The 26,803-nt window shown below is 40.7% G+C and carries 26 protein-coding genes; 12 read left to right on the plus strand and 14 right to left on the minus strand.

Annotated elements, in window-relative coordinates; translation table 11 throughout:
* Position 1: 1 nt before the first annotated feature.
* The 7 genes from DZC72_RS16240 to DZC72_RS16270 form a co-directional block, all read right to left on the minus strand.
* On the minus strand, positions 2-2,095 hold the full coding sequence (locus DZC72_RS16240) for a DUF5916 domain-containing protein (protein ID WP_243641766.1): 2,094 nt from the start codon (positions 2,093-2,095) through the stop codon (positions 2-4).
* Between the two features lie 165 nt (positions 2,096-2,260).
* Complete coding sequence (locus tag DZC72_RS16245; protein ID WP_125223982.1) at positions 2,261-4,462, minus strand: DUF5916 domain-containing protein; 2,202 nt, start codon at positions 4,460-4,462, stop codon at positions 2,261-2,263.
* Positions 4,463-4,525: 63 nt separating this feature from the next.
* The gene (locus tag DZC72_RS16250) at positions 4,526-4,690 is read right to left on the minus strand and encodes an Arc family DNA binding domain-containing protein (protein ID WP_125223983.1); all 165 of its coding nucleotides are present in this window, start codon (positions 4,688-4,690) and stop codon (positions 4,526-4,528) included.
* Positions 4,691-4,745: 55 nt separating this feature from the next.
* A complete protein-coding gene (locus DZC72_RS16255) occupies positions 4,746-4,904 on the minus strand; it encodes a DUF4177 domain-containing protein (RefSeq protein ID WP_125223984.1) in 159 nt (52 codons plus the stop codon).
* A complete protein-coding gene (locus DZC72_RS16260; RefSeq protein WP_125223985.1) occupies positions 4,891-5,388 on the minus strand; it encodes a hypothetical protein in 498 nt (165 codons plus the stop codon). Before DZC72_RS16260 ends, DZC72_RS16255 begins: the two co-directional genes overlap by 14 nt.
* 1 nt (position 5,389) lies before the next feature.
* Entirely contained in the window at positions 5,390-6,241 is an 852-nt protein-coding gene (locus DZC72_RS16265) for an SPFH domain-containing protein (RefSeq protein WP_125223986.1), read from the minus strand.
* 70 nt (positions 6,242-6,311) lie between these two features.
* Positions 6,312-8,579 carry a transglycosylase domain-containing protein gene (locus tag DZC72_RS16270; RefSeq protein ID WP_125223987.1) on the minus strand — a complete coding sequence of 756 codons (2,268 nt, stop codon included), beginning with the start codon at positions 8,577-8,579 and terminating at the stop codon, positions 6,312-6,314.
* An 89-nt stretch (positions 8,580-8,668) separates the two neighbouring features.
* Between DZC72_RS16270 and DZC72_RS16275 the strand changes: the two genes are divergently transcribed.
* Positions 8,669-9,442, plus strand: a complete 774-nt coding sequence (locus tag DZC72_RS16275) for a S1/P1 nuclease (protein ID WP_125223988.1) — start codon at positions 8,669-8,671, stop codon at positions 9,440-9,442.
* Positions 9,443-9,449: 7 nt separating this feature from the next.
* Here DZC72_RS16275 and DZC72_RS16280 read toward each other — a convergent pair whose 3' ends face one another.
* The 3 genes from DZC72_RS16280 to DZC72_RS16290 all read right to left on the minus strand — a co-directional run bounded on the left by DZC72_RS16280 (position 9,450) and on the right by DZC72_RS16290 (position 11,365).
* Positions 9,450-9,728 (minus strand): TIGR03643 family protein, encoded by a 279-nt coding sequence (locus DZC72_RS16280; protein WP_125223989.1) that lies wholly within the window; start codon positions 9,726-9,728, stop codon positions 9,450-9,452.
* Positions 9,729-9,896: 168 nt separating this feature from the next.
* Positions 9,897-10,493, minus strand: coding sequence for an alpha-ketoglutarate-dependent dioxygenase AlkB family protein (locus DZC72_RS16285; RefSeq protein WP_125223990.1), 597 nt, complete (start codon positions 10,491-10,493; stop codon positions 9,897-9,899).
* Complete coding sequence (locus tag DZC72_RS16290) at positions 10,493-11,365, minus strand: AraC family transcriptional regulator (protein WP_125223991.1); 873 nt, start codon at positions 11,363-11,365, stop codon at positions 10,493-10,495. Before DZC72_RS16290 ends, DZC72_RS16285 begins: the two co-directional genes overlap by 1 nt.
* Before the next feature lie 217 nt (positions 11,366-11,582).
* On the opposite strand from DZC72_RS16290, the gene DZC72_RS16295 reads away from it, so the two are divergent.
* The gene (locus DZC72_RS16295) at positions 11,583-12,167 is read left to right on the plus strand and encodes a hypothetical protein (protein WP_125223992.1); all 585 of its coding nucleotides are present in this window, start codon (positions 11,583-11,585) and stop codon (positions 12,165-12,167) included.
* Between the two features lie 53 nt (positions 12,168-12,220).
* Here DZC72_RS16295 and DZC72_RS16300 read toward each other — a convergent pair whose 3' ends face one another.
* The 3 genes from DZC72_RS16300 to htpG all read right to left on the minus strand — a co-directional run bounded on the left by DZC72_RS16300 (position 12,221) and on the right by htpG (position 15,791).
* On the minus strand, positions 12,221-12,586 hold the full coding sequence (locus tag DZC72_RS16300) for a DoxX family protein (RefSeq protein WP_125223993.1): 366 nt from the start codon (positions 12,584-12,586) through the stop codon (positions 12,221-12,223).
* Positions 12,586-13,221: an MOSC domain-containing protein gene (locus DZC72_RS16305; RefSeq protein ID WP_125223994.1), complete on the minus strand. Its 636-nt coding sequence runs from the start codon at positions 13,219-13,221 to the stop codon at positions 12,586-12,588. Before DZC72_RS16305 ends, DZC72_RS16300 begins: the two co-directional genes overlap by 1 nt.
* A gap of 680 nt (positions 13,222-13,901) precedes the next feature.
* Positions 13,902-15,791, minus strand: coding sequence for a molecular chaperone HtpG (gene htpG / locus DZC72_RS16310; RefSeq protein WP_125223995.1), 1,890 nt, complete (start codon positions 15,789-15,791; stop codon positions 13,902-13,904).
* 317 nt (positions 15,792-16,108) lie between these two features.
* Between htpG and DZC72_RS16315 the strand changes: the two genes are divergently transcribed.
* The 4 genes from DZC72_RS16315 (at position 16,109) to DZC72_RS16330 (ending at position 20,020) form a co-directional block, all read left to right on the plus strand.
* Positions 16,109-16,762 carry a TetR family transcriptional regulator C-terminal domain-containing protein gene (locus tag DZC72_RS16315; RefSeq protein WP_125223996.1) on the plus strand — a complete coding sequence of 218 codons (654 nt, stop codon included), beginning with the start codon at positions 16,109-16,111 and terminating at the stop codon, positions 16,760-16,762.
* A gap of 18 nt (positions 16,763-16,780) precedes the next feature.
* Positions 16,781-18,088, plus strand: a complete 1,308-nt coding sequence (locus DZC72_RS16320; RefSeq protein WP_125223997.1) for an ABC1 kinase family protein — start codon at positions 16,781-16,783, stop codon at positions 18,086-18,088.
* 94 nt (positions 18,089-18,182) lie between these two features.
* On the plus strand, positions 18,183-19,190 hold the full coding sequence (locus tag DZC72_RS16325) for a 3-oxoacyl-ACP synthase III family protein (protein WP_125223998.1): 1,008 nt from the start codon (positions 18,183-18,185) through the stop codon (positions 19,188-19,190).
* 470 nt (positions 19,191-19,660) lie between these two features.
* Complete coding sequence (locus DZC72_RS16330) at positions 19,661-20,020, plus strand: CoA-binding protein (protein ID WP_125224103.1); 360 nt, start codon at positions 19,661-19,663, stop codon at positions 20,018-20,020.
* Between the two features lie 29 nt (positions 20,021-20,049).
* Here the strand turns inward: DZC72_RS16330 and DZC72_RS16335 are convergent, their stop codons facing one another.
* Positions 20,050-21,510: a sodium:solute symporter gene (locus DZC72_RS16335; protein WP_125223999.1), complete on the minus strand. Its 1,461-nt coding sequence runs from the start codon at positions 21,508-21,510 to the stop codon at positions 20,050-20,052.
* A gap of 68 nt (positions 21,511-21,578) precedes the next feature.
* Between DZC72_RS16335 and recR the strand changes: the two genes are divergently transcribed.
* From recR to DZC72_RS16365, 6 genes are all read left to right on the plus strand, one after another.
* A complete protein-coding gene (gene recR, locus DZC72_RS16340) occupies positions 21,579-22,199 on the plus strand; it encodes a recombination mediator RecR (protein WP_125224000.1) in 621 nt (206 codons plus the stop codon).
* A 92-nt stretch (positions 22,200-22,291) separates the two neighbouring features.
* Complete coding sequence (locus DZC72_RS16345) at positions 22,292-23,650, plus strand: dihydrolipoamide acetyltransferase family protein (protein WP_125224001.1); 1,359 nt, start codon at positions 22,292-22,294, stop codon at positions 23,648-23,650.
* 127 nt (positions 23,651-23,777) lie between these two features.
* On the plus strand, positions 23,778-24,554 hold the full coding sequence (locus DZC72_RS16350; protein WP_125224002.1) for a 3'-5' exonuclease: 777 nt from the start codon (positions 23,778-23,780) through the stop codon (positions 24,552-24,554).
* 10 nt (positions 24,555-24,564) lie between these two features.
* Positions 24,565-25,176, plus strand: a complete 612-nt coding sequence (locus tag DZC72_RS16355; RefSeq protein WP_125224003.1) for a fumarylacetoacetate hydrolase family protein — start codon at positions 24,565-24,567, stop codon at positions 25,174-25,176.
* Entirely contained in the window at positions 25,176-25,514 is a 339-nt protein-coding gene (locus DZC72_RS16360; RefSeq protein ID WP_125224004.1) for an Hpt domain-containing protein, read from the plus strand. Before DZC72_RS16355 ends, DZC72_RS16360 begins: the two co-directional genes overlap by 1 nt.
* Entirely contained in the window at positions 25,514-26,764 is a 1,251-nt protein-coding gene (locus DZC72_RS16365; protein WP_125224005.1) for a competence/damage-inducible protein A, read from the plus strand. Before DZC72_RS16360 ends, DZC72_RS16365 begins: the two co-directional genes overlap by 1 nt.
* Positions 26,765-26,803 lie beyond the last annotated feature (39 nt).

Below are 26,803 nucleotides of genomic sequence, written 5' to 3' on the forward strand. Positions count from 1 at the left end.
ATTAAATATTCAGCCAATATGAAAGTTTCAGGTTGATAGATCGGAATCTTGGGGCAAATACATTTACCGAATAATTGTCATTATAAACAATGAATAGATCGGAAAGTGGAGCAAACCGCCATTGTAATCTAGAATTGATGCCCAAGTTATCCCGTTGGTTGCTGTATTGGACCAACGTGGACCAGAAGATGGATTTGCTAAAGGTAAGGTCCATTCTTGGGCTTACCAACCATATATTGGCACTTGAATAGGGTTCGGGGAGGTCTATTTGGTCATAATTAAACTGAAGTGAGATGGACGCTTTAGGTTGAAACCGCATGGTCATCGAACCTTCCATAGAAAATCGGTTTCCATTAAAAAAATGACCCAATGTGGACCGGATATCATAAGAAAAAAGCTTTCGCTGATCAGACCTATACCCGGCTTGGACGCTATTGTAATGATAATTTTGATCAGCTGGGAGGGGTACCGCCCCTTCAGTGCGTGTCGGGTCAAAAGAATCGAACAGGAAGGTGTAAGTATTTGTGTATTCTATTCGCGCCTGCGATTGATTATTGAATTGAACTTCATAACTGTATTGAAGGTCATAATCCGTATTTTTAAAATCCATGCTGGGGCTCCAGCGTATATTGGTAAAAGACCTAAGCGCGTGGTTTTGGACAATTCCTTTTCTTGGCCAGAAAACCCGTTCCAAGCTTAGGAGTGTTTTAAAAAGATCTGTTCTTCGCACAAAGCCTAAATCTGAACGAAAATCTTCATCTATAAAGGTTCCTTTTGCAAATACGTTGAGTTTTCTTGTGTTATATCGAATCAACGCGCTTGAGGCAAAGTTTCCCACATTATCGTCCGGTTGAAAGGATTTGTGGGTGATGAACGATCCATTCCATGTGTTATCCTTAGAGGCCAAGTTATAATCAACACCTACAACGCGATTGTATTCATCTTCCCGATCTACAAAATCATAATTTTTGAAAGATTCCTTGTTGATAAAAAAAACACCAATGTTGGACCGTGAGAAAACACGCTGCTGAACTGCCAACATAGTATTATTATTCGATGGGATCCTATTATCCAAATCCTCTGCCGTCTGGATGTTCAGCAAGCCAATCCTGGTATCATTGGTTAGCTTGCCACTTAGGCGAACGCCACCAATTATATTATTTTCAATGGTATTCCCTACGGTGTCCCTCGCGATGCCAATACGTCTTGAGAAAAATGGACTAAAATCAAAGCCGTTGCCAAAACTTGCAAAAAGATCATTGTTATCTATGAAAAATTGACGGCGCTCCGGCAATGCAATTTCAAAACGGGTTAGGTTGGTGATGAAATTATCTACTTCTACAGTAGAAAAATCTGGATTTAATGTAAGGTCAAGATTTAAACTGTTGCCTATAGAAATCTTGGCATCTGCACCTACTTTAAAATTATCCAGATTTTCATTATTGTCAAAGTCCCTGGCGTTAATTCCGTTTACGTATGGTATAATCGCGAAAGGGGTTCTAGATTTGCCAAGAGGCTTCTCAAAAAGGATGTCACCCATAAAGGCAAGATTATAAATGAGCTGATTTTGAGGTATCCTTGTCCAGGTACTACGTTCGTTAGATTGAGTTTCAATGCGATAGCTATTAAAGCGCCATTTGGTACCACCCTCCTCGAATTTTAAGGAGGTAAGGGGAATGATCATTTCAGCGGTGAAGTAGTCGTCATATATTTTGGCATCCCCTTTCCACTTTACGTCCCAAGAAAGTGTAAAGTCATCCTCGCCGGCGCCGCCGTTTGCAATCAGTGCTTCACGGCGAACGCCATAAGGGTTTATCCCAAATAAAAAAGCATTGGTGCCATCGTTAAAGGTGTCAAAAACAAGGGAGAAACTATCACTTCCACTACCTCTAAAATCCCGTTGAAGTGATTGGGTAGCATAATTTTTTCCGCTAGAATAGGCCTTAATACCTACATACAAATTTTTGTCATCATAAAGAATTTTTATTTCGGATTGCTTTCGGGCTTGAACGGAATCCAATGGAAAATATTCCCAATAATCTTTAGCACTTTCGGCTGTTTCCCAAGCACTTTCGTCCAAAATTCCGTCCGCCATTATTTTTTCGGTAGTAAATTTTACAGTGAAGGATTTTTTTTCTGCCTGGGCCTTCCCCAAAAAATGAGAGAACAGGCAGAGCACCAACAAATGATATGCTAAGAAAGGGGTAAATGTAATTTTTTGTTGATGGAGCTTATGGGGCATTGCTTTTGACTTCTGGTTTTAAATATTTAACCAATAGGTGAATTTAAGGTTTATGGACCTGTATTTGGGCTCAAACTGATTTACCGCATAGTTATCATTGTAAACTATAAAAAGGTCGGATAGTGGTGCAAAACGCCATTGTAACCTAGAATTAATTCCAAGATTATCCCTTTGATTACTATACTGAAAGAGTGTTGTCCAAAAAACGGACTTACTGAAAGTAAAGCCAAACCTGGGACTTACCAACCAAAGATTTGCACTTGGATAGGGGTCAGGTAAGCTAATTTTATCATAATTCACATTGAGGCTTATCCTTACTTTGGGCTGAAGTCTCAGCGTAGCCTCACCACCAATCGAAAACCGTTGCCCATTAAAAAAATTACCAATGGAGGTTTCGCCTTCAAAGGCAAAAACGTTGGCCAAATTGGATTGATATCCCATGGTAAAGGTGCCAAACCTGTATTCTTGGTTTCCTGGCAGTTCAACGGCACCTTCCGTACCCGTAGGATCAAAGGGTTCAAAGAGGTATACATAGCTGGTAGAATATTCCGCACCAAACTCCGTAAAGTCCTTGAGTATAAAATTGTATCGGCCACGTACATCATAGTCTGCCAACTGATAATCCAATGAGGTTCTCCAATTTGAAATACCAAATACTTCAACTCCATGGTTGTTGATGTTTCCATTTTTTGGCCAAAACAAGCGTTGTACCGAACCTACCGTTTTCACGATATCCGTCCTTGGTATAAAACCTAGGTCTGACTGAAAATCCTCATTGATATACGCAAGATCAACAAAGGAATTCCAGTATCTTGAATTATAGCTCAATAATGCTCCTGCCGATATATTTCCTTCCGTATCACCTGGCTGAAAGGATTTATGCAGATAGTACTTTCCGGACCAAACGTTATCCGCACTCGCTAAATAATAGTCCAAACCCAAAACTCGGTTGTATTCTTCATCCGCAGTAGCGAAGGGTTCATCTCCAAAAGCCTGTCTATTTATGAAGAACATGCCAATATTGGAACGGGCAAATACCTTATGCTGTAGGGCCAACATTAGATTATTGTTGGATGCTACCTCCTGATCCTCATTTTTGGCCGTTTGGATATCCAAAAAGCCCAACCGTAGGTTTTTGTTCAGTTTTCCACTTAGGCGGAGTCCACCTAAGATATCGTTCTGAACGGAGTTTCCAAGTCGATCCGTTGCAATGCCTATTCGTCTAGAAAAGAAGGGATTGGAATGCCTTATACTTCCAAAGCTTCCAAAGAGGTCGTTGTTGTCTATAAAAAATTGCCGCCTTTCGGGCAGGGAAACCTCAAAACGGGTCAAGTTGGTGATAATAGCATCCACCTCCACATTTGAAAAATCCGGATTGATGGTGACATCCAAGTTCATACCGTTACCAATGGCAATTTTAGCATCGCCCCCTACTTTAAGTTTGTTGTTAGTTTCGTCCGTAGTAAAATCCTTATCGGATATGGCATTGATGTAAGGAATCAGTGCCACAGGTGTTCTGGACCTACCCAAGGGTTTTTCAAAATACATATCTCCCATGAAGGCCAAATTGATCACACTTTGGTTTTGAGGGATGACAAACCAATTGCTACGCTCATTGGATTGCATATCAAACCGGTAGCTCTGGAATCGCCATTTGGTTTCTCCTTCGGCGAATTTTAGGGAGGTCAGGGGTATGGCTATTTCTGCAGTGTAGTACTTATCATAGATTTTGGTTTCGGCCTTCCATTTGACGTCCCATGAAGTCGTGAAACCGCTTTCAACATCCTGTCCGCCCCCAGATATAAGTACTTCCCTTCTAACGCCGTAGGGATTGATTCCAAACAAAAAGGCATTGGTACCATCATTAAAAGTGTCAAATACCAAACTGATGTTATCATTGCCACTCGCCCTAAAATCCCGTTCCAGGGAGGGTATTATGTAATTTGGGCCGGGTGTATGCACGGTCATACCAATGTATAACGTAGTATCATCGGTGAGCATACGGATATCCGTTTGATACTGAGCTGGGACCTTATCCGATGGAAAATACTGTTGAAATTCCCCTGCGCTTTGGGCAAAGGTCCATACAGGCTCGTCCAAAACACCATCCAAAAGGATTTTTTCAGTGGTATATTTTACGGTAAAGGATTTTTCAGGTATTTGAGCGTAAAGGGAACAGCCTGCAAGAAACAGTACTACAATACTGATTAATTTGGTCATTTTGGATTGGAAACTTTAACCAACAAAGTTAGAGTTTTGTTCCGTTAAAAAAACCTTAAAAGACTATTCCTTTTTGTTTTTGGGTTCTCTTTTGGCATCTTTCAGACTTTTCATCAACATCCATTCAATTTGGCCATTAGTGCTGCGGAATTCATCCGCGGCCCATTTTTCAATGGCCTTCAACATGTCTTCACTGACCCGCAATGCAAACGCTTTTTTCTTACCCATAGTCGTGTTTCCTCTCCCTCTGTTATGGTAGTAATGAAATACGAAATTTCATTATTTATCGGTTTCTGTCCCTTTCGAATACGATACGGTTCCGATCATGGTCCAAATCTATGGCCTTCCATCCCTGTCTGCCATATTCGTTCAATGTGTCCTCCAGCCGTTGGTTGTTATTGGTGAGGCCTACGGTCCAACTGACTACCTTATATTCTTTCATCTTCCTTTAAATATCTGTTGATGGTTTGTTGTGCTTCCTTGGGTCTTTGGGTGCCAATTAAGAGCATGTTTCCTGTTTTAAGCGCAATTTGTATACCCTTGTTGCCACGTATGTTATACGCTTTTTTCTTTCGGCCGATACCCCTGTAGCCCCATCCACCGAATTCTTTAATAGGGCTATACGTTTTAGTATAGCACTTATCCATATCGGTCCAAAGAATAACCTTATAGTTTATTTGAAAAGGAAAAAATCTAAAATGAATGCCCTTTTCATCTATTTGGGTTGTAAGCCTTATGGAATAAACCACACCGAGAACAATCAAAACGGTTATAAAGGTCAAAATTAGGATATTTCTTTCTGGGGTATCCAAATTTTTGGTGGCAAAGGCTTTATATGTGGAGAAAACCGAAATACCCAGAACAATCAAATTCAGCAGGTGAAGCCACCACTGGTCAAATCGCTGTGTTTCCTTAAAAAAACGCATATCAATGGTTTAAAGTACCTGCATTGACAATGGGAGATGCATCTTTATCGGAACACAATACAACCATCAAATTACTTACCATGGCCGCTTTGCGTTCCTCGTCCAAATCTACCAATTCCTTTTTGCTCAACTCGTGCAAAGCCATTTCTACCATGCTTACCGCCCCTTCCACGATTTTGTGCCTTGCCGCTACAATGGCCGTTGCCTGTTGTCTTTTTAGCATGGCATTGGCAATTTCCTGGGCGTAGGCCAGGTAACCGATACGTGCCTCCAACACCTCGATACCGGCCATGGCAAGACGTTCCTGGACCTCGGCCTCTAGGGCTTCGCTTACTTCGTTCACGCTTGACCGCAGGGTGATATCCTCGTCCAAACCTTCATCGGCAAAGTTGTCATAGGGATACATACTGGCCAATTTCCGTACGGCGGCATCGGTCTGTACCCTAACAAAGTTTTGATAATCGTCCACATCAAATGCGGCCTTGTAGGTGTTCGTTACCCGCCATACCAAAATTGTGCTAATCATAATGGGATTCCCTAGTTTGTCGTTGACCTTTAATCGCTCGCTATCGAAATTACTTGCCCGTAACGAAATCTTTTTCTTGGTGAAAAAAGGATTTACCCAAAAAAAGCCATTCTTTTTTATGGTCCCAACGTATTTTCCGAATAGCAACAATACCCTTGAACCATTGGGGTTGACCAGAACAAATCCGGCGAGACTTATAACTCCCAAAAGAATCAAAAAAATACCCAAGTAAATTCTCAATAGGGCAACACCGCCTATAATAAGCCCTAGAACAACTAAAATCATCACGTAGCCATTGATCGGGCTATAGTTTTTTTCGTTTGACATGGTATATGATATTAAAATGATATCATAAATATATCAATAAAAAATTAAAACTTACCAGAAAATGAGGATATTAGTTCTGACTTTTAAATTTTCGGGTCTTTTTCTTATTCGGGTTTTTGAAAAGTCTTTTGAAGAAGCCATCCCTTTTTATCGGTTCACAATCCAACATTTCTTGAACCCGATCGCTTGGTGCGGGAAATCTTGCTCGGGTTATGTAGTTGAATTGTTCGTCCTTGTTCATTTTTTGCAATAATAGGGCGTACATGGGCAATGCCGCATTGGCACCTTGGCCGATCGATGTATTTCTGAACCCAATTTCATGGTTGTCCAAACCTACCCAGGTTATATGCAGTAGGTTTGGGGAAAGGGCTACAAACCAAGCATCCTTATTGTTTTGGGTGGTTCCTGTCTTTCCCGCAATGTCATTGGGCAATTTATAGGTAGACCGAATCCGTGAGGCGGTCCCGGAATTTATGGTCGATTTCATCATTTCCAACATAATTTGTCCGTTTTCCGCAGAAAATGCGGCATTTTCACTTTTTCTAGGTTCAAATGTTGCCAAAAGGGAATCATTTTTTGTGGTAATATATTTTATAAGAAAAGGTTCTACCGACCTACCTTCGTTTAAATAGCTTGTATAAGCTTTTGCTAATTCGGTCATTTTTATTTCCCCTGTACCCAAGGCAATGGAGGGTTCCATTGGGAGTACTTCCTCAATTCCCATTTTTTTCGCAAGGTCAAGTACTTCATCGATACCTGTTTTTTCCATAACCTTAACCGCAATGGTATTTACGGATTTGCTAAGTCCTTCCTCCATGGAATAGTTGAGGTAGGCTTCATCCTTATCTCCTGAATTACTTGGGGACCAACCTTCCAAATTTTCATACGCAACTTCTTCCGCGGAAAAATAAGTACAAGGTTCAATTCCCCGTTCCAAGGCTGCCGTGTAGACGATAGGTTTAAAGGTAGAACCAACTTGACGTTTGCTTTGGGATATATGGTCATATTTGAACTGTTTAAAATCCACCCCGCCGATCCAGGTCAGTACTTCACCGGTTTTGGGATCAAGGGATATGGAGCCTGTGTTTAAAAACTTCATGAAGTGCTGTATGCTGTCCATGATACTTAGTTCCCGTTCCTCTTCTTCATCCCATGATTTTAAAATCATTTTTCGTTTGGTTCGTTGCAGGCTGTCAAAAATATCATCATCGCTTAGGCCAATTTTTTTAAGGTTTTGATATGCCGGACTTCTTCTTGCCACTGTTTTAATAAGATTTTTATTGATAAGCCATGGTGCGTTTTTTCCATAGCTTTTTTCAAAGTCCCTTTGTAGCTTACCCATATGCTCTACCATACTCTGCTCCGCCAATTGTTGCATTTTATAATTTAGGGTGGTATATACTTTTAGGCCCGATGTGTAAATATTATATGACTCGCCTTTCTCATTTAGTTTTTTGGTCCATTCCAATAATTGTTTTCGCACTTCTTCCCTGAAATAAGGGGCAAGCCCCGAATTATAATCGTAATCCCTATAATCCAACTCGATTTCTGTTATTTTTAAAGAATCATATTCGGCTTGCTCCAAAAAACCGTTGTTTACCATCGTGAACAATACCAAATTCCTACGTTCCTTACTTTTTTCCGGGAATATCCTAGGGTTGTAACCGTATGTGGCCTTGAGCATCCCGACCAAGGTGGCGGCCTGCGCCACAGTAAGATTTTTTGTTCTTGTATTGAAAAATTTTAAAGCCGCACTTTCAATGCCAAAGGTGTTGTCGCCAAAGGAAACTGTGTTGAGGTAATGGGTAAGTATTTCGTTTTTATCGTAGATATCCTCTAATCTACCGGCAATAATCATTTCTTTGATTTTATCGACCACGATATTTGTTTGCTTCCTGTCCCTCCTAGGATACAGGTTTTTCGCCAATTGCTGACTGATGGTACTTCCTCCTCCGGACGATTCGTCCCCCATAAGTATGGTCTTTAGACCCACCCTGAACAGACTTGGGTAGTCCACGCCGGAATGCTCGTAAAAGCGCTGGTCCTCAATGGATATTAAGGCCTGTATCAGGTGTTCCGGGAAGTCTTTAAAAGTAATAGGTTGTCGGTCGTTGAGGTAGTATTTTCCTATCAATACACTATCGGCCGTAAACACCTCGGAGGCTACTTGATACTGGAAATTGGAGAGTTCCTGTTTATTGGGGATTTTCCCCCAGGCACCTATGTATATGGTGCCTACAAAAACTATCAGTAATAAAAGGAGCCCAACGATTCCCACGGTGAAATACCTGAGAAGAGGTGGTTTGATTTTACTAAGTATCCTTTTTATTTTTTGCATATGCGCAAGTTCCTATTAATATTTAAGCTGACCTGAGTTTTAACAATACCTTAAAACTTGTTGTCCTATTTTTGTCCAAAACCTTTTCCATGAAGAAACTTACACTGATTTTCCTACTTATAGTTCAATGTTCCTTTGCTAATGATGAAATCTGGTCAAAAACTGGTCATCGGGTCATAGGTGATGTAGCCCAAGAGTATTTAAGTAGAAAGACACGGAAGGCGATAGGGGAACTATTGGACGGACAAAGTTTGGCATCGGTCTCCAATTTTGCCGATGAAATAAAGGCCGATAGAAAATACAGTGAATTCAGTGCTTGGCATTATGTCAATTTTCCAGCCGATAAGGATTACAAGGATGTGGAACCCAGTGAATATGGCGATCTGGTTATTGGAATCAACAAATGCATCGAAATAATCACCGCAACGGAAAGTTCCAAGGAGGACAAGGCATTCTACCTAAAGTTTTTGGTACACCTCATTGGGGATTTGCATCAGCCCATGCATATTGGTCGGCTGGAAGACAAAGGAGGGAACGACATCCAATTACAGTGGTTTGGAAGGGGCAGTAACCTGCATCGGGTATGGGATTCCAATATGATCGATGATTATGGTATGAGTTTTACCGAACTTTCAAACTCCCTACCAAAGCTTACCAAGCAGCAAGTAAAACAAATTCAGCAGGGCGATATTTATGATTGGATCGAGGAAACCCAGGAAATCACCAATGAGGTTTATGATTCCGTGGAAGTTGGGGAGAAACTGGGGTATCAATATAGTTATAGATGGTGGGGTACGGTTGAAAACCAATTATTAAAAGGGGGCATACGGTTGGCTGCGGTGCTGAATGATATTTTCAAATAGAACTAAACTATCTTTTTGAAATCTTGTTCCCGCTGATATTTTTCTGTCGGGAGCACTTGAACCTTCCGGAAACATTTTCGCGTAAATTTCTGTGCTTGGTAGCTCTTCCTTGAACCCTTTTCCGCCACATTCGAAAACTGCTGGGCTTCATTTCCCTTCGCATGATCTCTATGGTTTCCTGTTCGCTGATACCAAACTGAAAGGTTATGGCTTCAAAAGGGGTTCTGTCCTCCCAGGCCATTTCTATGATTCGGTCCAGTTCCCTTTCTGTAAATTCTTTTGTCATAACAATACAAATATACAAAGCTTAGAGTAAAAAGAGTTTGGCATGACCTTTGAAAATATGTTGCTAACGTAGAATCCCGACAAGCAGATTATTATTGGTGTGCCCTGGTAATAAAGATGGTCGGACTACAAAAAGGCATAAAAAATCGGTTCTAACGACCGATTTTTTTTATTTGATTATCCTAAACGTCAGGTTTATCCGTTCCCCTACCGGCTTTGCCGTTTTTGGAACCTGATGCTTCCAAGTATGTTGGGTCTCACCCTGCATCACTAACAAACTGCCATGCTCCAATATCATTTTGTGCTTTGCTAATGGGTTTGTATTGTGTTTGAGATGGAACATACGTTCCACTCCCAAACTTACGGAAGCAATTACAGGGTTTATGCCTAGTTCCTTTTCATTATCTGCGTGCCAACCATTACTATCCCTTCCGTCTCTATATAGATTTAAAAGGCAGGTGGTAAATTCGTTAGGAACATACTTTTCTATTTCCGATTTAATTTCCAGGAGAACCCCGTTAAACACATTTGGCCACATGGTAATGTTGGAATAGGAGTAGGGTTTGTCATTGTTTGCGTATAAAGCCGTAAGTCTTGGCTGGGCATACACTTTTCCGAAAACCTTTATGTCATCCTGTTGCCAATGTGTTTTGGTCCTTAGCTTTTCAAAATAGGCATCAGCAACCTCTTGAGAAAAAAAATTAGGATAATATCGTATGTCACAATCGGGCAAATCCAATTGTTTAAAATTCTTTTCTTCAGGCATTAGACCAACACGGCTTTTAGCTCATTCCTGTATTCACTGGGGTTTTGTCCTGTAAACGCTTTGAACGACTTGTTAAAGTGGGAAAAGTTGTTGAAACCACATTCAAAACAGACTTCCGTGATACTCATGGGTTTTTCCGCCAATAGTTTAGATGCATGCACCAATCGGTACTCGTTTACAAATTGGACAAAGGTTTTATTGGTCAGCTTTTTGAAGTATCTGCAGAAGGATGGAATGGTCATACTTACCATGGATGAGATTTCCTCCAAGGTAATCTCCTCCTTAAAGTTGTTTTTTACATGATTGAAGACGATATTGATCCGGTCATTGTCCTTGACATCGGTAGCCAACGAAAAACCATCCGCATTTAGAAGTTTCATTTCTTGTGAACCTCCCAACTCGTTCAGGATGTTCAAAATGCTCAAAAGGCGCTGGAAATCGGTTTGGTATTCCAGCACTTCCATTTTATCGCCTATTTTTCTTTTGGTTTTTCCATAAAAGGCGATTCCACCACTGGCGATTTCAAAAAGTTTTTTGATTTTCTTCATTTCAGGAATGGTGAAAAAGTCGGTTCCCAAAAAATCGAGCTTCATTTGTACGACCGTTTCGCTTGTGTTTCCCGTAAGTGCATCGGTAAATCCGCAATGGGGCAGGTTACTACCTATTAATATAAGGTCGCCATCGGTATAATACGAAACATGGCTTCCTATTTGCCGTTTACCAGAACCGCCGTTTACATAGACCAATTCCAGTTCTGGATGGTAGTGCCAAACATTGTTCTTGTTCACCCTGTGCTCATCAAATCTTTGATAGGTGAAGGAATGCCCAAAATCCGGTTCAATGGCTTCAAACGTAGGTTTTTGTGTAATCATCTTTGTGGTGTTTACTTATGTAAAGTTAGATAACCTTTTTTGGAGGTCACTTTGCAAAATTAACCCAATTATGTGGAATATTAACATAGCTGCCTTAAAAGTGTGTTGAGGTTGGTAAAATAGCACATAAATTGGAAAAATCAGCTGTAGTGGTGGCGACAAAACGGGAGTATGTTTGTAATGTAAGTTATTAATTAATCCTTTAAAGTAATTTATTATGAAAACAATTGTAAAAATCACAACAGTAGTTGCCTTTATGTTCGCTACAGTAGCGGGTATGGCAAGAGAGCCTAAATTGGACGTTGTTACCCTTGGCAATTCCAAAAGTGTCCTTTTGACCTTGGATGCACCAGATCAAATCGTAACAATCCAGCTTTTGGACTCAGATTCTAATAGCATCTATTTCGAAAAACTTTCAAAAGGTCGTTTCAGTAAAAAACTGAACATGAAAGACTTGGTAGATGGGTATTATTATTTGGTGGCCGAAAGTGGTCTAAAAAGTAACATGTACACCATTTCCTTGAAGGACGGTGTCATCAACATCATTGATTCTGAGGTAGATGCAAAACCATTCTTTAGAAAGACTGAAACTAGGGTTTTCATGAATTTTTTAAACTTGGATAAATCCGAAATAACCTTAAAAGTTTATGATCAAAACTATAGATTGGTGTTTTCCGAGACCGTATCCGATGAAATGATTATAGAGAAGGCCTTCAACTTTGAAGGGGCTTACTCAGGAAGTTATATGGTTGTAGTATCCGATGATACCAAAACCTACAGTGAAGAATTTGTTGTTAATTAAGTTGGTTTAAGTTAATTTCAAGAAAAGGGGGCTGGAGAGCCTCCTTTTTGCATTTATAGGGGTAGGTAAACATAGGCCCAATACATCAACAGAAATTGGAGCGGAATACGCAAGATCAATATCCATTTTGGAATACCCGCAGATTCCTTTTCTCCCTTGAGCATATAAAAGTGCACCAACAAAAACACGGACAACATAGCTATGATTCCATAAATAGCTTCATTTTTGGTTTCCTGAAAGCATAGCCCAATGCCTAAAAGAATTTCAAAAACACCACTTACAAGTACCAAAAATTTAGGAAAGGGCAAATACTTTGGCATGATTCGCATGTAAACCTTGGGTCGGATAAAATGCATGATGCCGGCGAATACATACATAATCGCCATAAGATATAGGTGCCACGGATAATTGAAGTCCATTAAAGATATTTTTGCATTCGGTCCTTTTTGTACTGGGGCACCGCGGGGTTTTCCATAAAACGTTGCAGTAATTCCTTGGGTTTTTCCTTTAGGAACATGAGTTCATAGAATTCCTGGACCGTTAAGGTATTCTCCGATAGTTGTATCAATTGAAGTTCGTCCCCAATTCCTACTTCGCCCTCCTCTAATATTTTCACATAGGTTCCTGGATGGTTTTGATCTATAAACTGCTTTAAAATTTCTTGGGTCCCAAAACGTATTCCCAATTTATAACAAGGTTCCCTAGGTTGTGAAACCTGAACCAAGGCATTTCCCAATTTATAGATATTTCCGACCCTAATTTTTGATTCGTCCAGGCCTTCTACCGTTAAATTTTCCCCAAACATGCCCCAATTCCAATCATGGTTTGGATATTTTTTCTTCCAAAACGGATATTGATCCTCTGAAAACAAGTAGCACGCCTTGTTCTCTCCACCATGATGAACCCTATCAATAATACTGTCCCTTTGAACATCGCTTTTGGTCAGGAACAATTTTTCTTTCGTTGGATATTTAAAAATACCGGTTTGTTCTTCTTTGCCGTTCCAAACAAAGGTTTTGGGCTCGTTGCAGATATTGGTGGAGATAATCTTCATAAGGTGAAGATAGAAAAAACCGTTTTAGGAAAATTGACGGTTTAATATTTTGTTTGGAATTCTTTCTAGTTTCTTTTTCAATTTTTTGGTGAGATAAAATCGAGATAATGGCCCAATTCCCGCTATAAGGAATAAAGTTCAAGGATAGGTGACGCCATCCTCCAAGTCAAAAAAAATGGTACAACTAATAAGGATGAATTATTGGACAAAGGGCTATTTATTGGTAAAAAAGCCATGAATGAACTATAAATCCCAAGTTGAATCAATAGCAACATAATGAAAAATAATAACTTATGGATTTTAAAGAAACCAATTTGGAGGTTCTGAAAACCAAACTTCAAAAAAAAAGAGGATTATGCAGTTGCTGACTTGATGTAGAATAACATGAGTAGTGTTTTTGCCCTACGGATGGTTTATGAAATTAAATGGGTTGGATGCATTATTTCATATGTTTCCAATTGCTTTTGTTTTCTATATCCTAGTCTTGGATAAAAGGTATAAAAAAATAATGCAGAATAAGAATTTAGGAGGTAAGTTGACTTCCTGCAAAAAAATTCATTGACAATAAATATGTTAAGAATATAAAAGGGCCAAGTTACCTCGGCCCTTTATATCAATATTTCCGCATATACCTCTCCCTTGGAGAAGTCAGAACTGCATTGCAGTTTTGGCTGAGGCTCTTATTTCACCATTTCGTAACTACGCTTAATAAAGTTCGTTAACTCCGCGCCTTTAAGCAAACCTTTGGAAAGTTTTGCCAAATCCAGGGATTGGTTGATCAATCGTTTCTTTTTCTTCGCGGTTTTTGTATTCAGGATTTCGCCTACCAATTCATGATTGGTGTTTACTATGAGGTTGAACATTTCCGGCATATTGCCCATACCGAACATACCTCCACCACCTGTTTGTTGCATCTCTTTCATACGGCGTAAAAATTCCGGCTCTGTAATCACAAATGGGGAAGCATCGCTGTCCATGGCTTCCAATTGTATTGTGTAATTGCTTTTTTCACCAAAAACAGCCTCCAAATCGGCTTTTAGCTTTTCCTTCTCCTCATCGGATAACTTGGAGATTTGGGTATCCTCTTTTTGGATCAGCTTGTCGATATGGTCCGCATCCACCCTGGCGAAGGATATTTTCTCCTTGGTAGTTTCCAGTTTCTGCATTAGATGGCCGATAATGGGCGAATCCAACAGCAATACTTCATAGCCTTTGGACTTGGCTGTTTCTATATAGCTATGCTGCGCTTCTTTATCGGAAGCATACAAAATGACCAATTTATCGTCCTTATCCGTTTGGTTGCCCTTGATTTTCTCCTGTAGCTCCTCAAACGTATAAAAGGCACCATCAACTGTTGGATAAAGTGCAAACTTGTCAGCTTTTTCAAAGAATTTGTCTTCGGAAAGCATACCATATTCAATAACGATTTTGATATCGTTCCATTTCTTTTCAAAATCCTCACGGTTGTTCTTGAAAAGAGACGTCAATTTATCAGCAACCTTTCTGGTAATGTAAGTGGATATTTTTTTGACCGCTCCATCGGCTTGTAGATATGATCTGGACACGTTCAAAGGAATATCAGGGGAATCGATGACACCGCGCAACATGGTCAAAAATTCCGGTACGATACCTTCTACATTGTCCGTTACAAATACTTGGTTCTGGTACAACTGAATCTTGTCCTTTTGAATATTCAGGTCGTTCGTAAGCTTCGGAAAATAAAGAATCCCCGTTAGGTTAAAAGGATAATCTACATTCAGGTGGATATGGAACAAAGGCTCCTCGAACTGCATTGGGTAGAGTTCCCTGTAAAAATTCTTATAATCCTCGTCCTTTAAATCCGTTGGTTGTTTTGTCCAGGCCGGATTTGGATTGTTGATGATATTGTCCACTTCCTTGGTAGGCGCTGGATCTTCTTCCTTGGCACCTTCCGGTTTGGGAAGGGTCTCCGTTTTGGTTCCAAACTTAATGGGGACCGGCATAAATTTGTTATACTTTCTAAGTAGTTCACGTATTCTGCTTTCTTCCAAAAACTCCGTGGAGTCATCGGCTATATGCAGAATGATTTCGGTACCACGTTCCTTTTTATCGGATTCCTCAATGGTGAAATTTGGTGAGCCGTCACAAGTCCAATGGACCGCAGGTTCGTCCTGAAAACTTTTGGTGATGATCTCCACTTTGTGGGCGACCATAAAGGCAGAGTAAAATCCAAGGCCAAAATGCCCAATGATCCCGGCATCCTTGGCGGAATCTTCATATTTGTTCAGAAATTCCTCTGCACCAGAGAAGGCAACTTCATTAATATACTTTTTGACCTCTTCTTCCGTCATCCCCAAACCTTGGTCTATGACATGAAGTTTTTTCCCTTTTTTGTCAACCTTTATTTCAATTAAAGGATTGCCATACTCCACTTTTGCCTCACCTATTGAGGTTAGATGCTTTAATTTAAGGGTTGCATCCGTAGCATTGGATACCAATTCCCGAAGAAAAATTTCATGATCGGAATACAAAAACTTCTTTATGAGTGGAAATATATTGTCTACCGAAACATTTATTTTACCTGTAGCCATTACTTAGAATTTTAAATTAGTACAAAACCACTAAGTCAAAAAAAATACCATACTGATAGAAAGTGACAAACTGACACATATCTCGCTATACAAAACTTTAACAAAACTTTTGTTTAATATTTTTTTATAAACATTAAACATTATTTAATTTTACATGTGATTAGGAAAAAAAATGCTATGAAAAAGTTTTAATCATAATCACGTTTGATTATTTATTGGTTAGGTTGTTTGAAAACGTGCTTTCCCTCCGAAAGCACGTTTTTTAGTCTAAATCCGCATATTTTTGTAAGAAACCCTAATACTCAAAGAATTAAGATATGGCTACGAAGAACAAAAAAATTACGAAGGAGGAAATCATTTCAAAATACATGGACTATGTGCTTGAGCATGAAAAGGAACCCAAAACGGTATATAAATTCTGCAAGCAACATGAAATCCCAGAATCCGATTTTTATAAATTCTTTGCGTCCATCCCCGCTATTAAGAAAGGTATTTGGAACACCTTTTTCACTAATACCATTGCATTGATGAAAAAGAACAAGGACTACGAATCCTTTGCAAACAGGGACAAATTATTGACATTTTTCTATACGTTTTTCGAGATGTTGACCCTCAACAGAAGTTATGCCCTCTTTACGTTGAACCAAGGCGGCAACCAGCTTAAGAACATGGAGCAACTAAAGGAATTGAGAAAGCACCTGAAAGAGTTTGCCAAAGAATTGATCGTGGATGGAAACCAGCAAAAAACCAGTAAGATTACCAAACACAATCCTTCCATTTTCTCAGAAGGAGCTTGGCTGCAATTTCTGTTCCTTTTAAAATTCTGGATGAACGATGAATCTCAGGGATTTGAAAAGACAGACCTCGCGATTGAGAAATCCGTCAATACCGTATTTGACCTATTCGACAATACTCCATTGGACAACCTTGTCGACTTTGGAAAATTTCTTTACAAGGAGACCTTTGCCTAATATTAAAAGAATTCAACATTGAAGACACTTGATAAAATCCCTACGGGAAAAATCGAACGCGCCAGTAAATTGTTCAAGACGGGCGTGAAAATAGGAGGGAACTATGCCAAATATTATGGTAAGAAAATAGTAAATCCGGAATTAACAAGGGATGAATTGGACAATGACAACGCAGGCGATATCTACGACGGACTTAAAAGTCTAAAAGGCAGTGCACTGAAAGTTGCCCAAATGTTAAGTATGGAGAAAAACCTGCTTCCCAATGCCTATGTAGAAAAGTTTTCGCTTTCGCAGTTTTCCGTGCCACCCTTATCGGCGCCGCTAGTGCGAAAAACTTTCAAAAAATACCTGGATAAATATCCAGAGGAGGTTTTCGATACTTTTGAAAAGGACTCCGTAAATGCTGCAAGTATCGGACAGGTACATCGTGCCACTAAAGATGGCAAGGATTTGGCCGTTAAAATACAGTATCCCGGCGTGGCTGAAAGTATCAGCAGCGATCTCGCCCTGGTGAAGCCCGTGGCTTTGCGCATGTTCAACTTGCAGGGAAAGGATTCCGATAAATACTTTAAGGAGGTAGAGGATAAATTACTCGAAGAGACCAATTATCTTTTGGAAATTCAACAGAGCAAGGAAATTACCAACAAGTGTAGCCATATAGAAAACTTACGATTTCCCAATTATTACGAGGCTCTTTCCAGTGATCGGATTATTACCATGGATTGGATGACCGGTAGCCATCTAAGCGAGTTCACTAAGACTGGTTTTTCACAGGAAGTAGGGAATAAGTTGGGTCAGACCCTCTGGGATTTTTATATGTTTCAAATACATGGGTTAAGAAAGGTGCATGCAGACCCACATCCCGGTAATTTTTTGGTCAATTCCAATGGGGAGCTGGTCGTCATCGATTTTGGATGCATCAAGGAGGTGCCCGATGATTTTTACAATCCCTACTTTGAACTGGCCAAAAAGGAGAATATTTTCAACGATGCCATTTTTACCGAAAAGCTATACCAGCTTGAAATCTTGACCCCCTCTGATACCCAAAAGGAAATAACATTTTTTAAAAACCTTTTTCATGAAATGTTAAGCCTGTTCACATCCCCGTTCCATGAGGAGACCTTTGACTTTGGCAGTGCCGATTTTTGGGGGAAGATTGCGGCCTTGAGCGAGCAATATGCATCGGATAAACAAATACGTAAAATGAACGGAAACAGGGGTTCCAAGCACTTTTTATACATGAACAGGACCTTCTTCGGACTATACAATTTGTTGAACGACCTAAAGGCCGAAATTCAGGTGAATCATTTTCAGAAGTATCTGTAAGTGCAACAAGCTTTTTTAAAATGGATGTGAAATTCGTAATTGTTGCTATATTGCACTGCTTGTATGGGCAATAAATACGGCTAAAATTCACAATATGTACAATTCAAAAATTACAGGTCTGGGCTATTATGTCCCGGATAATGTGGTAACCAACGATGATCTTTCCAAAATAATGGATACTAACGATGCTTGGATCCAAGAGAGAACCGGTATCAAGGAACGTAGGCATGTCATCAAGGGCGAGGACACCACTACCACAATGGGAGTAAAGGCTGCCAAGATCGCCATTGAGCGCGCCGGTATTGATAAAGATGATATCGATTTTATCGTTTTCGCCACCCTAAGCCCTGATTACTATTTTCCAGGACCCGGCGTACTGGTACAGCGGGATTTGGATATAAAAACCGTGGGGGCCTTGGATGTCAGGAACCAATGTTCCGGGTTCGTATACGCTATTTCCGTGGCGGACCAATATATTAAAACAGGGATGTATAAGAACATACTGGTCATTGGTTCCGAGCTGCATTCCCATGGATTGGATATGACAACAAGGGGCAGGGGCGTTTCCGTAATTTTTGGAGACGGTGCCGGTGCTGCCGTTTTGAGTAGGGCAGAAAATGAGGAAGAAGGAATCCTTTCCACCCATTTACATTCCGAAGGGCAGCATGCCGAAGAGCTTTCCTTGATAGCTCCCGGTATGGGAAAACGATGGGTATCGGATATCATAGCGGATAATGACCCTAACGATGAATCCTACTTCCCCTACATGAACGGGCAATTTGTGTTTAAAAATGCCGTAGTCCGATTTAGCGAGGTGATCATGGAAGGTCTAAAGAAAAACGGCTTGCAACCAACGGATATTGATTTGTTGGTGCCACATCAGGCCAATCTTAGGATTTCACAGTTTATTCAGAATAAATTCGGCCTTACCAATGATCAAGTATTCAACAATATTATGAGTTACGGAAATACCACGGCCGCTTCCATTCCCATAGCATTGACCGAAGCTTGGGAAGCTGGAAAGGTAAATAAAGGGGACTTGGTCGTACTGGCAGCGTTTGGTAGTGGATTTACTTGGGGCAGCGTCATTATTAGATGGTAAGCAAATATACCTTGAAGTAATCCTAAATTCTTTTGACAATTAAGGGAAGCAACGGGATTTGTGTCCCATCATATATAGAGGTAATACTATACTCTTTAATCAGTAAAAAACCCGCGGCCTAAACCACGGGTTTTCCTCAGGATAAAGTCTAAAGGGAAAACCAACCAATTCCCAAATAGAGAACTTTCTCCCTAGTATGATAGACTTATAAAAGAGGCTAATGTTACAGGTAGAATACCGTTTAACATTTTTTTGATGCCTTAAAAAGCGAAACCCGGACAAAAGCCCGGGTTTCTTGCTGATAAGCTATACTAAACACTAACCATTAACTATAAATATATAGCACTATCAACTTTTTATATATTTTACCAAAAATAAAAATAGACCTTCCTGTAATACTTATAACAATATAAAGACTATTATTCCTGAAAATAGTTACAGAACTTATAAAATTTAACACCCTGATGAAAATGGATACAACGCTGGTATTTGGTGCATCCTTAAAACCAAACCGTTACAGTAATTTAGTCATTCATAGATTGGTTGGTAACGGAATTAAAACCGAAGCATTCGGTTTAAAATCTGGAGTTATCGGGGGGGTGCAAGTTAAAACCAATATCGAAGATTTCCAAAATATTCAGACCATAACTCTCTATTTAAACCCACACAATCAAAAAGGGTATTACGATACGATTATTGGGTTACGACCAAACCGGGTTATTTTTAATCCGGGTACAGAAAATCCTGAATTTCAGAACTTGCTTGAATCCAAGGGAATAGAGGCTCAAGTTGCCTGTACCTTGGTCTTGCTGGCGACCGGTCAATATTAACATTTTTCTTAATCGGAAGTAGATTCGGTTTAGGGACTTTTTCTAATTAGCCAAAGGCCGATGAATGTAATTAACCCGTTAAGGGGTAGAAGTTCGTACCCAAATTCATAGCCTCCTATCAACTCCGTCGGAATTTTTGCCAATCCGAAAATAATCAATACCGAAACTAGGGCAACTACCCATGAAAGACCATCCTTAATTTTATGTTTAGTGAAAATTCCAAAGGCGAACAACCCCAAGAGTGGTCCGTAGGTGTACGAAGCAACGGTCAGTAGGCCATCGATAACATTTCGGTCCAATACATATTTAAAGGTTATGACTACTAGAATGAGTAGAACACTCATGCCAATGTGGGTGCGTCTTCTAAGCTTTTTGGCCTCTTGCTCCGTTTTCTTGCCAGTTCCCAAAAAGTCGACGCAAAAAGAGGTCGTCAAGGACGTTAGGGCACTGTCCGCACTACTGTAGGCCGCAGCAATAAGGCCCAGCATAAAGGTGGCGGCTACCGTAATACCTAATCCGCTGTTGAGGGCAATTTCCGGAAAAAGAAGGTCCGTCTTGGGTTGGCCTTCCATTAAAGGCATCCCAATTTGATATTTGTCCGCATAGATAAATAATAGCGCTCCCAAGAGCATGAACAGAAAGGTTACGAAAACAAGCACAAAACTGAACGATACCATATTTTTTTGGGCATCCCCTAAATTTCTGCAGGTAAGGTTTTTTTGCATCATGTCCTGGTCCAATCCGGTCATACAAATGGTTACGAACATGCCTCCTATAAAAGACTTTAGAAAATGGTTTTTGGCAAAGAAATCATCCATTACAAAGGTTTCGCTATAGGAGGCAAATTCCTTTGAAGTTAAAAATTCGCCCATGGACCAATCCAACTTGTCCAAAATGAAATAAATGGAAAGGCCAACGGATATCAACATGAACAAGGTCTGTAGGGTGTCCGTCCATACAATGGTCTTGATGCCGCCTTTGAAGGTATATATCCAAATCAAGAGAATTGAAAGTGTCACCGTGATTTCAAAAGGAACGTTCCATGCGTCGAATACGAATTGCTGCAAGACGATTGCCACCAGAAAAAGTCGGAATGCGGCACCCAACACTCGGGATACGAAGAACGATATCGCTCCCACCTTATAACTGACAAAACCAAAGCGTTCGTCCAAATATTCGTATATGGAGGTCACATTTTGGCGATAGTAGATGGGAAGCAGGACATAGGCCGTCACAAAGTATCCCACCAAATAACCAAAAACGACCTGTAGGTAACTGAATTTGGATGCTTCCACCCATCCTGGAACCGATATAAAGGTTACCCCGGATAACGAAGCGCCTACCATCCCAAAAGCTACCAAATACCATGGGGATTGCTTCCCTGCCTTAAAGAAATCCTCATTGGAATCGTTTTTTCCGGTGAAGTAGGAGATTAAGATTAGCACTGCAAAATATCCCCCAATAAGAAGAAGAATGTGTGATGCGGTCATGGTAAATTATTTGTGGTCAAAGTACAAAAAGTAAAAATAGTGCGTAATTTTACCGGAAACGCAAAGCAATGGATTTTTCTTCCAAATTGTTGGAAAATGCCGTAAATGAAATGTCCCAATTACCAGGTATTGGTAAGCGGACCGCACTACGTTTGGTCCTTCATATCTTAAAGCAACCGGAGCGGCAGACCGAAGATCTGTCCAATGCCCTGATGAAATTGAGGAACTCTGTTCAGTTTTGTAAGAAGTGCCATAATATTTCTGATACGGAACTATGTGAAATCTGTTCCAACCCAAAACGGGATGCTTCCTTGGTCTGTGTGGTAGAGGATATCAGGGACGTTATGGCCATAGAAAATACCGGTCAATATAGAGGTCTATACCACGTTTTGGGAGGGAAGATATCGCCTATAGAAGGCATGGGGCCGCAGGACCTGACTATCTCCTCATTAGTGCATAAAGTGAAGCAAGGGGAGGTAAAGGAACTGATTCTCGCATTAAGTTCCACGATGGAAGGGGACACCACCAATTTCTATATCTTTAAACAATTGGAGGGAACTGGGGTAAAGACTTCCACCATAGCTAGGGGCATTGCCGTTGGGGACGAATTGGAATACGCAGATGAAGTCACATTGGGTCGTAGTATTTTGAACAGGGTACCTTTTGAAGGAAGTTTCAATAACAATTGATTCCGATCAAAGTTGTTACAAAAACATAAAAAGGTATTGAATTTTATTATTTTTGCAAAAAAAATACACGAAAAGGACGTTAGATTGTTGATATGTCAAAATTCGAATTAAAATTACCAAGAATGGGTGAAAGCGTGGCGGAAGCTACATTAACATCCTGGTTAAAGGAGGTAGGGGACAAAGTGGAAATGGATGAGGCCATCTTTGAAATTGCTACGGACAAAGTGGATAGTGAGGTTCCTAGTGAGGTGGATGGGGTTTTGATCGAAAAAAGATTTGATGTCGATGATATCGTCAAAGTGGGACAGGTTGTAGCCGTCATAGAAATAGAGGGTGGTTCTGGAAATGACATTGGGTTAACAAGGGATACTGAGGAAACTGCTGAGGAGGAAATGGCCTCCATAGCGGAGGAGGCTGTGGTAAAGGCCCAGGAAACGGTTGGCGGTCCTGTTCCGGACTATGCGGCATCTGAAAGGTTCTATTCGCCCCTAGTGAAAAATATAGCAAAGGAGGAAGGAGTTTCTTTTTCCGAGCTGGAATCCATTTCCGGTACCGGAAAGGAAGGTAGGGTCACCAAAAACGATATTCTCGATTATATTGCCGGAAGAAGCAACGGGGCCCAAGTAAAAACCGAGCCCAAGAAAACCCCCGATGCTTCTCAGCCCGTACAAAGTAAAATAGAGGAGGTATTAACGCCCACAAATAATTCTATAAAGGAGGAGACCCAGATTAAAATAGGGGCCGGGGATGAGATAATACCCATGTCCAGAATGGGCAAATTGATTGCCAAGCACATGACGGAAAGTGTTTCCACTTCGGCACATGTTCAAAGTTTTATTGAGGTGGATGTGACCAATATCGTCAACTGGAGAAACAAGGTAAAGGATGCCTTTGAAAAGCAGGAAGGTGAAAAACTGACATTTACCCCAATTTTCATGGAAGCTGTGGCGAAGGCCTTGAAAAAATACCCCATGATGAATATTTCCGTGGATGGGGACAATGTCATAAAAAAGAAAAACATCAATATAGGTATGGCGGCGGCCCTTCCAGATGGTAACCTGATAGTGCCAGTAATAAAGAATGCGGACCAATTGAATTTGGTGGGCATGGCCAGGGTTGTGAACGATTTGGCGGAGCGATCTAGAAAAAATGCCCTAAAACCGGACGAAGTTAAAGATGGTACCTATACGGTAACCAATGTAGGTACTTTTGGAAGTGTTTTTGGCACTCCAATCATCAATCAGCCGCAAGTAGGAATCATGGCGTTAGGGGCGATTAGAAAGATTCCTTCCGTGATAGAAACGGAGGAAGGGGATTTCATTGGTGTAAGAAGTAAGATGTTCCTGTCCCACAGTTATGATCATAGGGTGGTCAATGGTGCCTTGGGCAGCATGTTTGCCAAGGCCGTGGCAGATTATTTGGAGGCATGGGATGTGAATAGGGAAATTTAATGCTTGTTTTAAAAAAAAGATCTTTATAGAACTAGCCCCATCCTATTACTAAAACCTTAAAAAAGACAAAGGCTGTAAATTCTGCGGCTTCGCACATTAAACCTATATTTGCCATAAATTGGAATCCATGGAGCTAAAGCTTACCAGACCTATTTGTTTTTTTGATTTGGAGACGACAGGAACCAATGTGGCCAAAGACCGAATCGTGGAAATATCCATATTGAAGGTTTTTCCCAACGGCAACAAGGAGAGTAGAACATGGTTGGTAAATCCTGAGATGGATATTCCTGAAGATGTGGTGGCCATCCATGGCATTTCAAATGAAAAAGTTGCCAACGAACCCACTTTCAAGGAGCTGTCCAAGGAAATCTATAGGATGATAAAAGACAGCGATTTGGCCGGTTTTAATTCCGATAGATTTGATATCCCTTTGCTGGCAGAGGAATTGTTAAGGGCGGATATAGACTTCGATATGAAGAATACAGTTTCCGTTGATGTGCAGACCATATTTCACAAAATGGAGAAAAGGACATTAGAGGCCGCCTACAAGTTTTACTGTGACAAGGACCTTACGGACGCCCATAGTGCCGAGGCCGATACAACAGCCACGTATGAGGTATTGCTTTCGCAGTTGGAACGTTATCCAGACCTTGAAAACAACATAAAAAAGCTGTCCGAATTCTCAAAAAGAAAACAGTTCGTGGACTTTGCCGGATTTATTGCATTGGATGAGGAGGGCGATGAAGTCTTTTCCTTTGGGAAACACAAGGGAAGAAAGGTACACGATGTTCTGGAAAAGGAGCCGGGGTATTTCGGATGGATCTTAAATGCCGATTTCCCGTTGTACACCAAAAAAATTCTTACCCAGATAAAGCTGAGTAAACTAAACAATAAACTTAGTTAGCAGTAAGAGTATGAAGATAATCTGTATCGGTAGAAATTACACCGAACACATCGAGGAACTTAAGAACGAAAAACCATCGGAACCCGTTATTTTTATTAAGCCGGATTCTGCGGTCCTGCCCAAGGAACAAGATTTTTACATCCCCGAATTTTCCAATGACGTGCATTATGAGGTCGAGGTGCTGATAAAAATCAAGCGGGTTGGAAAGCACATTAAGGAGGAATTTGCAGGAACCTATTATGACGAGATAGGCTTGGGAATCGATTTTACGGCAAGGGACCTTCAGTCCAAATTAAAGGAAAAAGGACTGCCGTGGGAAAAGGCAAAGGGTTTTGATGGCGCTGCGGTGATTGGTCAATGGTTACCAAAATCCAATTTTAAGGATCTTAACAGCCTAAATTTTGGTTTGTTTAAGAATGGTGAGGCCGTACAAAAGGGAAACACCTCTTTAATGTTGTGGAAAATAGATGAAATAATATCCTATGTGTCCACGTTCTTTATGCTAAAAAAAGGGGATGTTATTTTTACGGGAACACCAGCAGGAGTTGGGAAAGTTAGTGCAAATGACTACCTTACGGGGTACTTGGAGGATAAGGAACTTTTTAACGTCAAAATAAGGTAATGATATATAGTTTGGACAAAATCAATGAGATGGCGGAGGGGGATCAGGATTTCATACTATCCGTCATTTCCGTTTTTTTGGATGAGGTTCCAGAAGATCTGGAAGGACTCGAAGCGGCCATACAGGAACGTGACTATGAAAAGACCTACCAGCTGGCCCATAAAATAAAGCCCAACGTGGATTTATTGGGAATGGAACAGACCAGGGCTGCTGCTTTGGAAGTGGAGACCCTTGGAAAGCTAAGTGCCGGTTGGGAACAGATCGAGAAAACCTTTCCCATTCTTAAAACCGACATCCATCAAGTAATTGGCGAGCTTAAAAAAGACTTTCATATATAATGTTCGCAGATATAATTACCATTGGCGATGAGATTCTCATAGGCCAAATTATTGATACCAATTCCGCCTTTATTGCCCAGGAACTCAATAAAATTGGCATCTCCGTATATCAGATAACCTCGGTGCAGGACGATCGCGAGCATATTCTCACAGCATTGGAGGAATCCAAGGCCCATGCTGATATTGTAATCGTAACCGGGGGTCTGGGCCCCACCAAGGACGATATTACAAAGCACACATTTTGTGAATTTTTCAATGATCAACTTGTTGAAAACAAGGAAGTGCTAAGGCATGTGGAGCATCTTTTTGCAAAACATATTTCCAATACCCCTATTTCAGACCTAAATAGAAAACAGGCTTTGGTTCCCAGCAAGGCCAAAGTGTTGCACAACGAAAATGGAACGGCTCCGGGCATGTGGTTTTATGAGGATGGTACTATGTTCATTTCGTTGCCGGGGGTGCCATTCGAGATGAAACATCTTATAAAGGAAGTGGTGATTCCGGAGTTGGTCACGTTTTATGAACGTCCGCATATTATCCATAAGACCGTGCATACCTATGGCATTGGCGAAAGTGCCATTGCCCAAAAAATAGAGGATTGGGAGGATAACCTACCCAGTTTCATCAAATTGGCCTATTTGCCAAGCTTAGGCAAGGTACGATTGAGACTGACCGCCAAAGGAACAGACTATGAAAAACTTTCCAAGGCCATTGACGAGGAATCCCAAAAGCTATTTCCTTTACTTGGTGATATAATTTTGGGAACGGAAAGCGATGAAAATATTGAGGAGGTCATTGCCAAGTTATTGACAAAAAAAGGAATGACCTTAGCAACCGCAGAAAGTTTTACAGGTGGTGCCATTGCCACTCAAATTACGGCAGTTCCGGGAGCTTCGGCTTATTTTAAGGGCAGTGTGGTATGCTATGCCACGGAGGTTAAAGTGCAGGTATTGGGGGTGTCCCAAGAATTGGTGGACACCTATTCCGTGGTGAGCGAGCAAGTAGCCATGGGCATGGCCAATGGTGTAAAGAAATTATTGGATACGGATTTTGCTATCGCTACCACCGGCAATGCAGGGCCTGCCAAAGGTGATTCCAACGCGGACGTGGGAACGGTATACATTGGGATTGCGTCCCCCTCTAATGTTTTTGCCCTTAAATTCACCATGGGAAGTCAGCGCGAAAGGATAGTGCAAAAGTCTGTAAATAAGGCATTTGAATTGCTTCAAAAAGAAATTTTAAAAATGTGAGGAGGATTGTTGGACGTAAGATAAAAATGATATAAATTT

Source organism: Maribacter algicola (genome assembly GCF_003933245.1).
In the GTDB taxonomy this organism is placed as follows: Bacteria; Bacteroidota; Bacteroidia; order Flavobacteriales; family Flavobacteriaceae; genus Maribacter; species Maribacter algicola.

Excerpts from the sequence above, each read along its gene's own strand:
- DZC72_RS16240 (WP_243641766.1), bottom strand. The coding sequence starts at position 2,095 with ATGGCGGACGGAATTTTGGACGAAAGTGCTTGGGAAACAGCCGAAAGT.
- DZC72_RS16245 (WP_125223982.1), bottom strand. The coding sequence starts at position 4,462 with ATGACCAAATTAATCAGTATTGTAGTACTGTTTCTTGCAGGCTGTTCC.
- DZC72_RS16250 (WP_125223983.1), bottom strand. The coding sequence starts at position 4,690 with ATGGGTAAGAAAAAAGCGTTTGCATTGCGGGTCAGTGAAGACATGTTG.
- DZC72_RS16255 (WP_125223984.1), bottom strand. The coding sequence starts at position 4,904 with ATGAAAGAATATAAGGTAGTCAGTTGGACCGTAGGCCTCACCAATAAC.
- DZC72_RS16260 (WP_125223985.1), bottom strand. The coding sequence starts at position 5,388 with ATGCGTTTTTTTAAGGAAACACAGCGATTTGACCAGTGGTGGCTTCAC.
- DZC72_RS16265 (WP_125223986.1), bottom strand. The coding sequence starts at position 6,241 with ATGTCAAACGAAAAAAACTATAGCCCGATCAATGGCTACGTGATGATT.
- DZC72_RS16270 (WP_125223987.1), bottom strand. The coding sequence starts at position 8,579 with ATGCAAAAAATAAAAAGGATACTTAGTAAAATCAAACCACCTCTTCTC.
- DZC72_RS16275 (WP_125223988.1), top strand. The coding sequence starts at position 8,669 with ATGAAGAAACTTACACTGATTTTCCTACTTATAGTTCAATGTTCCTTT.
- DZC72_RS16280 (WP_125223989.1), bottom strand. The coding sequence starts at position 9,728 with ATGACAAAAGAATTTACAGAAAGGGAACTGGACCGAATCATAGAAATG.
- DZC72_RS16285 (WP_125223990.1), bottom strand. The coding sequence starts at position 10,493 with ATGCCTGAAGAAAAGAATTTTAAACAATTGGATTTGCCCGATTGTGAC.
- DZC72_RS16290 (WP_125223991.1), bottom strand. The coding sequence starts at position 11,365 with ATGATTACACAAAAACCTACGTTTGAAGCCATTGAACCGGATTTTGGG.
- DZC72_RS16295 (WP_125223992.1), top strand. The coding sequence starts at position 11,583 with ATGAAAACAATTGTAAAAATCACAACAGTAGTTGCCTTTATGTTCGCT.
- DZC72_RS16300 (WP_125223993.1), bottom strand. The coding sequence starts at position 12,586 with ATGGACTTCAATTATCCGTGGCACCTATATCTTATGGCGATTATGTAT.
- DZC72_RS16305 (WP_125223994.1), bottom strand. The coding sequence starts at position 13,221 with ATGAAGATTATCTCCACCAATATCTGCAACGAGCCCAAAACCTTTGTT.
- htpG (WP_125223995.1), bottom strand. The coding sequence starts at position 15,791 with ATGGCTACAGGTAAAATAAATGTTTCGGTAGACAATATATTTCCACTC.
- DZC72_RS16315 (WP_125223996.1), top strand. The coding sequence starts at position 16,109 with ATGGCTACGAAGAACAAAAAAATTACGAAGGAGGAAATCATTTCAAAA.
- DZC72_RS16325 (WP_125223998.1), top strand. The coding sequence starts at position 18,183 with ATGTACAATTCAAAAATTACAGGTCTGGGCTATTATGTCCCGGATAAT.
- DZC72_RS16330 (WP_125224103.1), top strand. The coding sequence starts at position 19,661 with ATGGATACAACGCTGGTATTTGGTGCATCCTTAAAACCAAACCGTTAC.
- DZC72_RS16335 (WP_125223999.1), bottom strand. The coding sequence starts at position 21,510 with ATGACCGCATCACACATTCTTCTTCTTATTGGGGGATATTTTGCAGTG.
- recR (WP_125224000.1), top strand. The coding sequence starts at position 21,579 with ATGGATTTTTCTTCCAAATTGTTGGAAAATGCCGTAAATGAAATGTCC.
- DZC72_RS16345 (WP_125224001.1), top strand. The coding sequence starts at position 22,292 with ATGTCAAAATTCGAATTAAAATTACCAAGAATGGGTGAAAGCGTGGCG.
- DZC72_RS16350 (WP_125224002.1), top strand. The coding sequence starts at position 23,778 with ATGGAGCTAAAGCTTACCAGACCTATTTGTTTTTTTGATTTGGAGACG.
- DZC72_RS16355 (WP_125224003.1), top strand. The coding sequence starts at position 24,565 with ATGAAGATAATCTGTATCGGTAGAAATTACACCGAACACATCGAGGAA.
- DZC72_RS16360 (WP_125224004.1), top strand. The coding sequence starts at position 25,176 with ATGATATATAGTTTGGACAAAATCAATGAGATGGCGGAGGGGGATCAG.
- DZC72_RS16365 (WP_125224005.1), top strand. The coding sequence starts at position 25,514 with ATGTTCGCAGATATAATTACCATTGGCGATGAGATTCTCATAGGCCAA.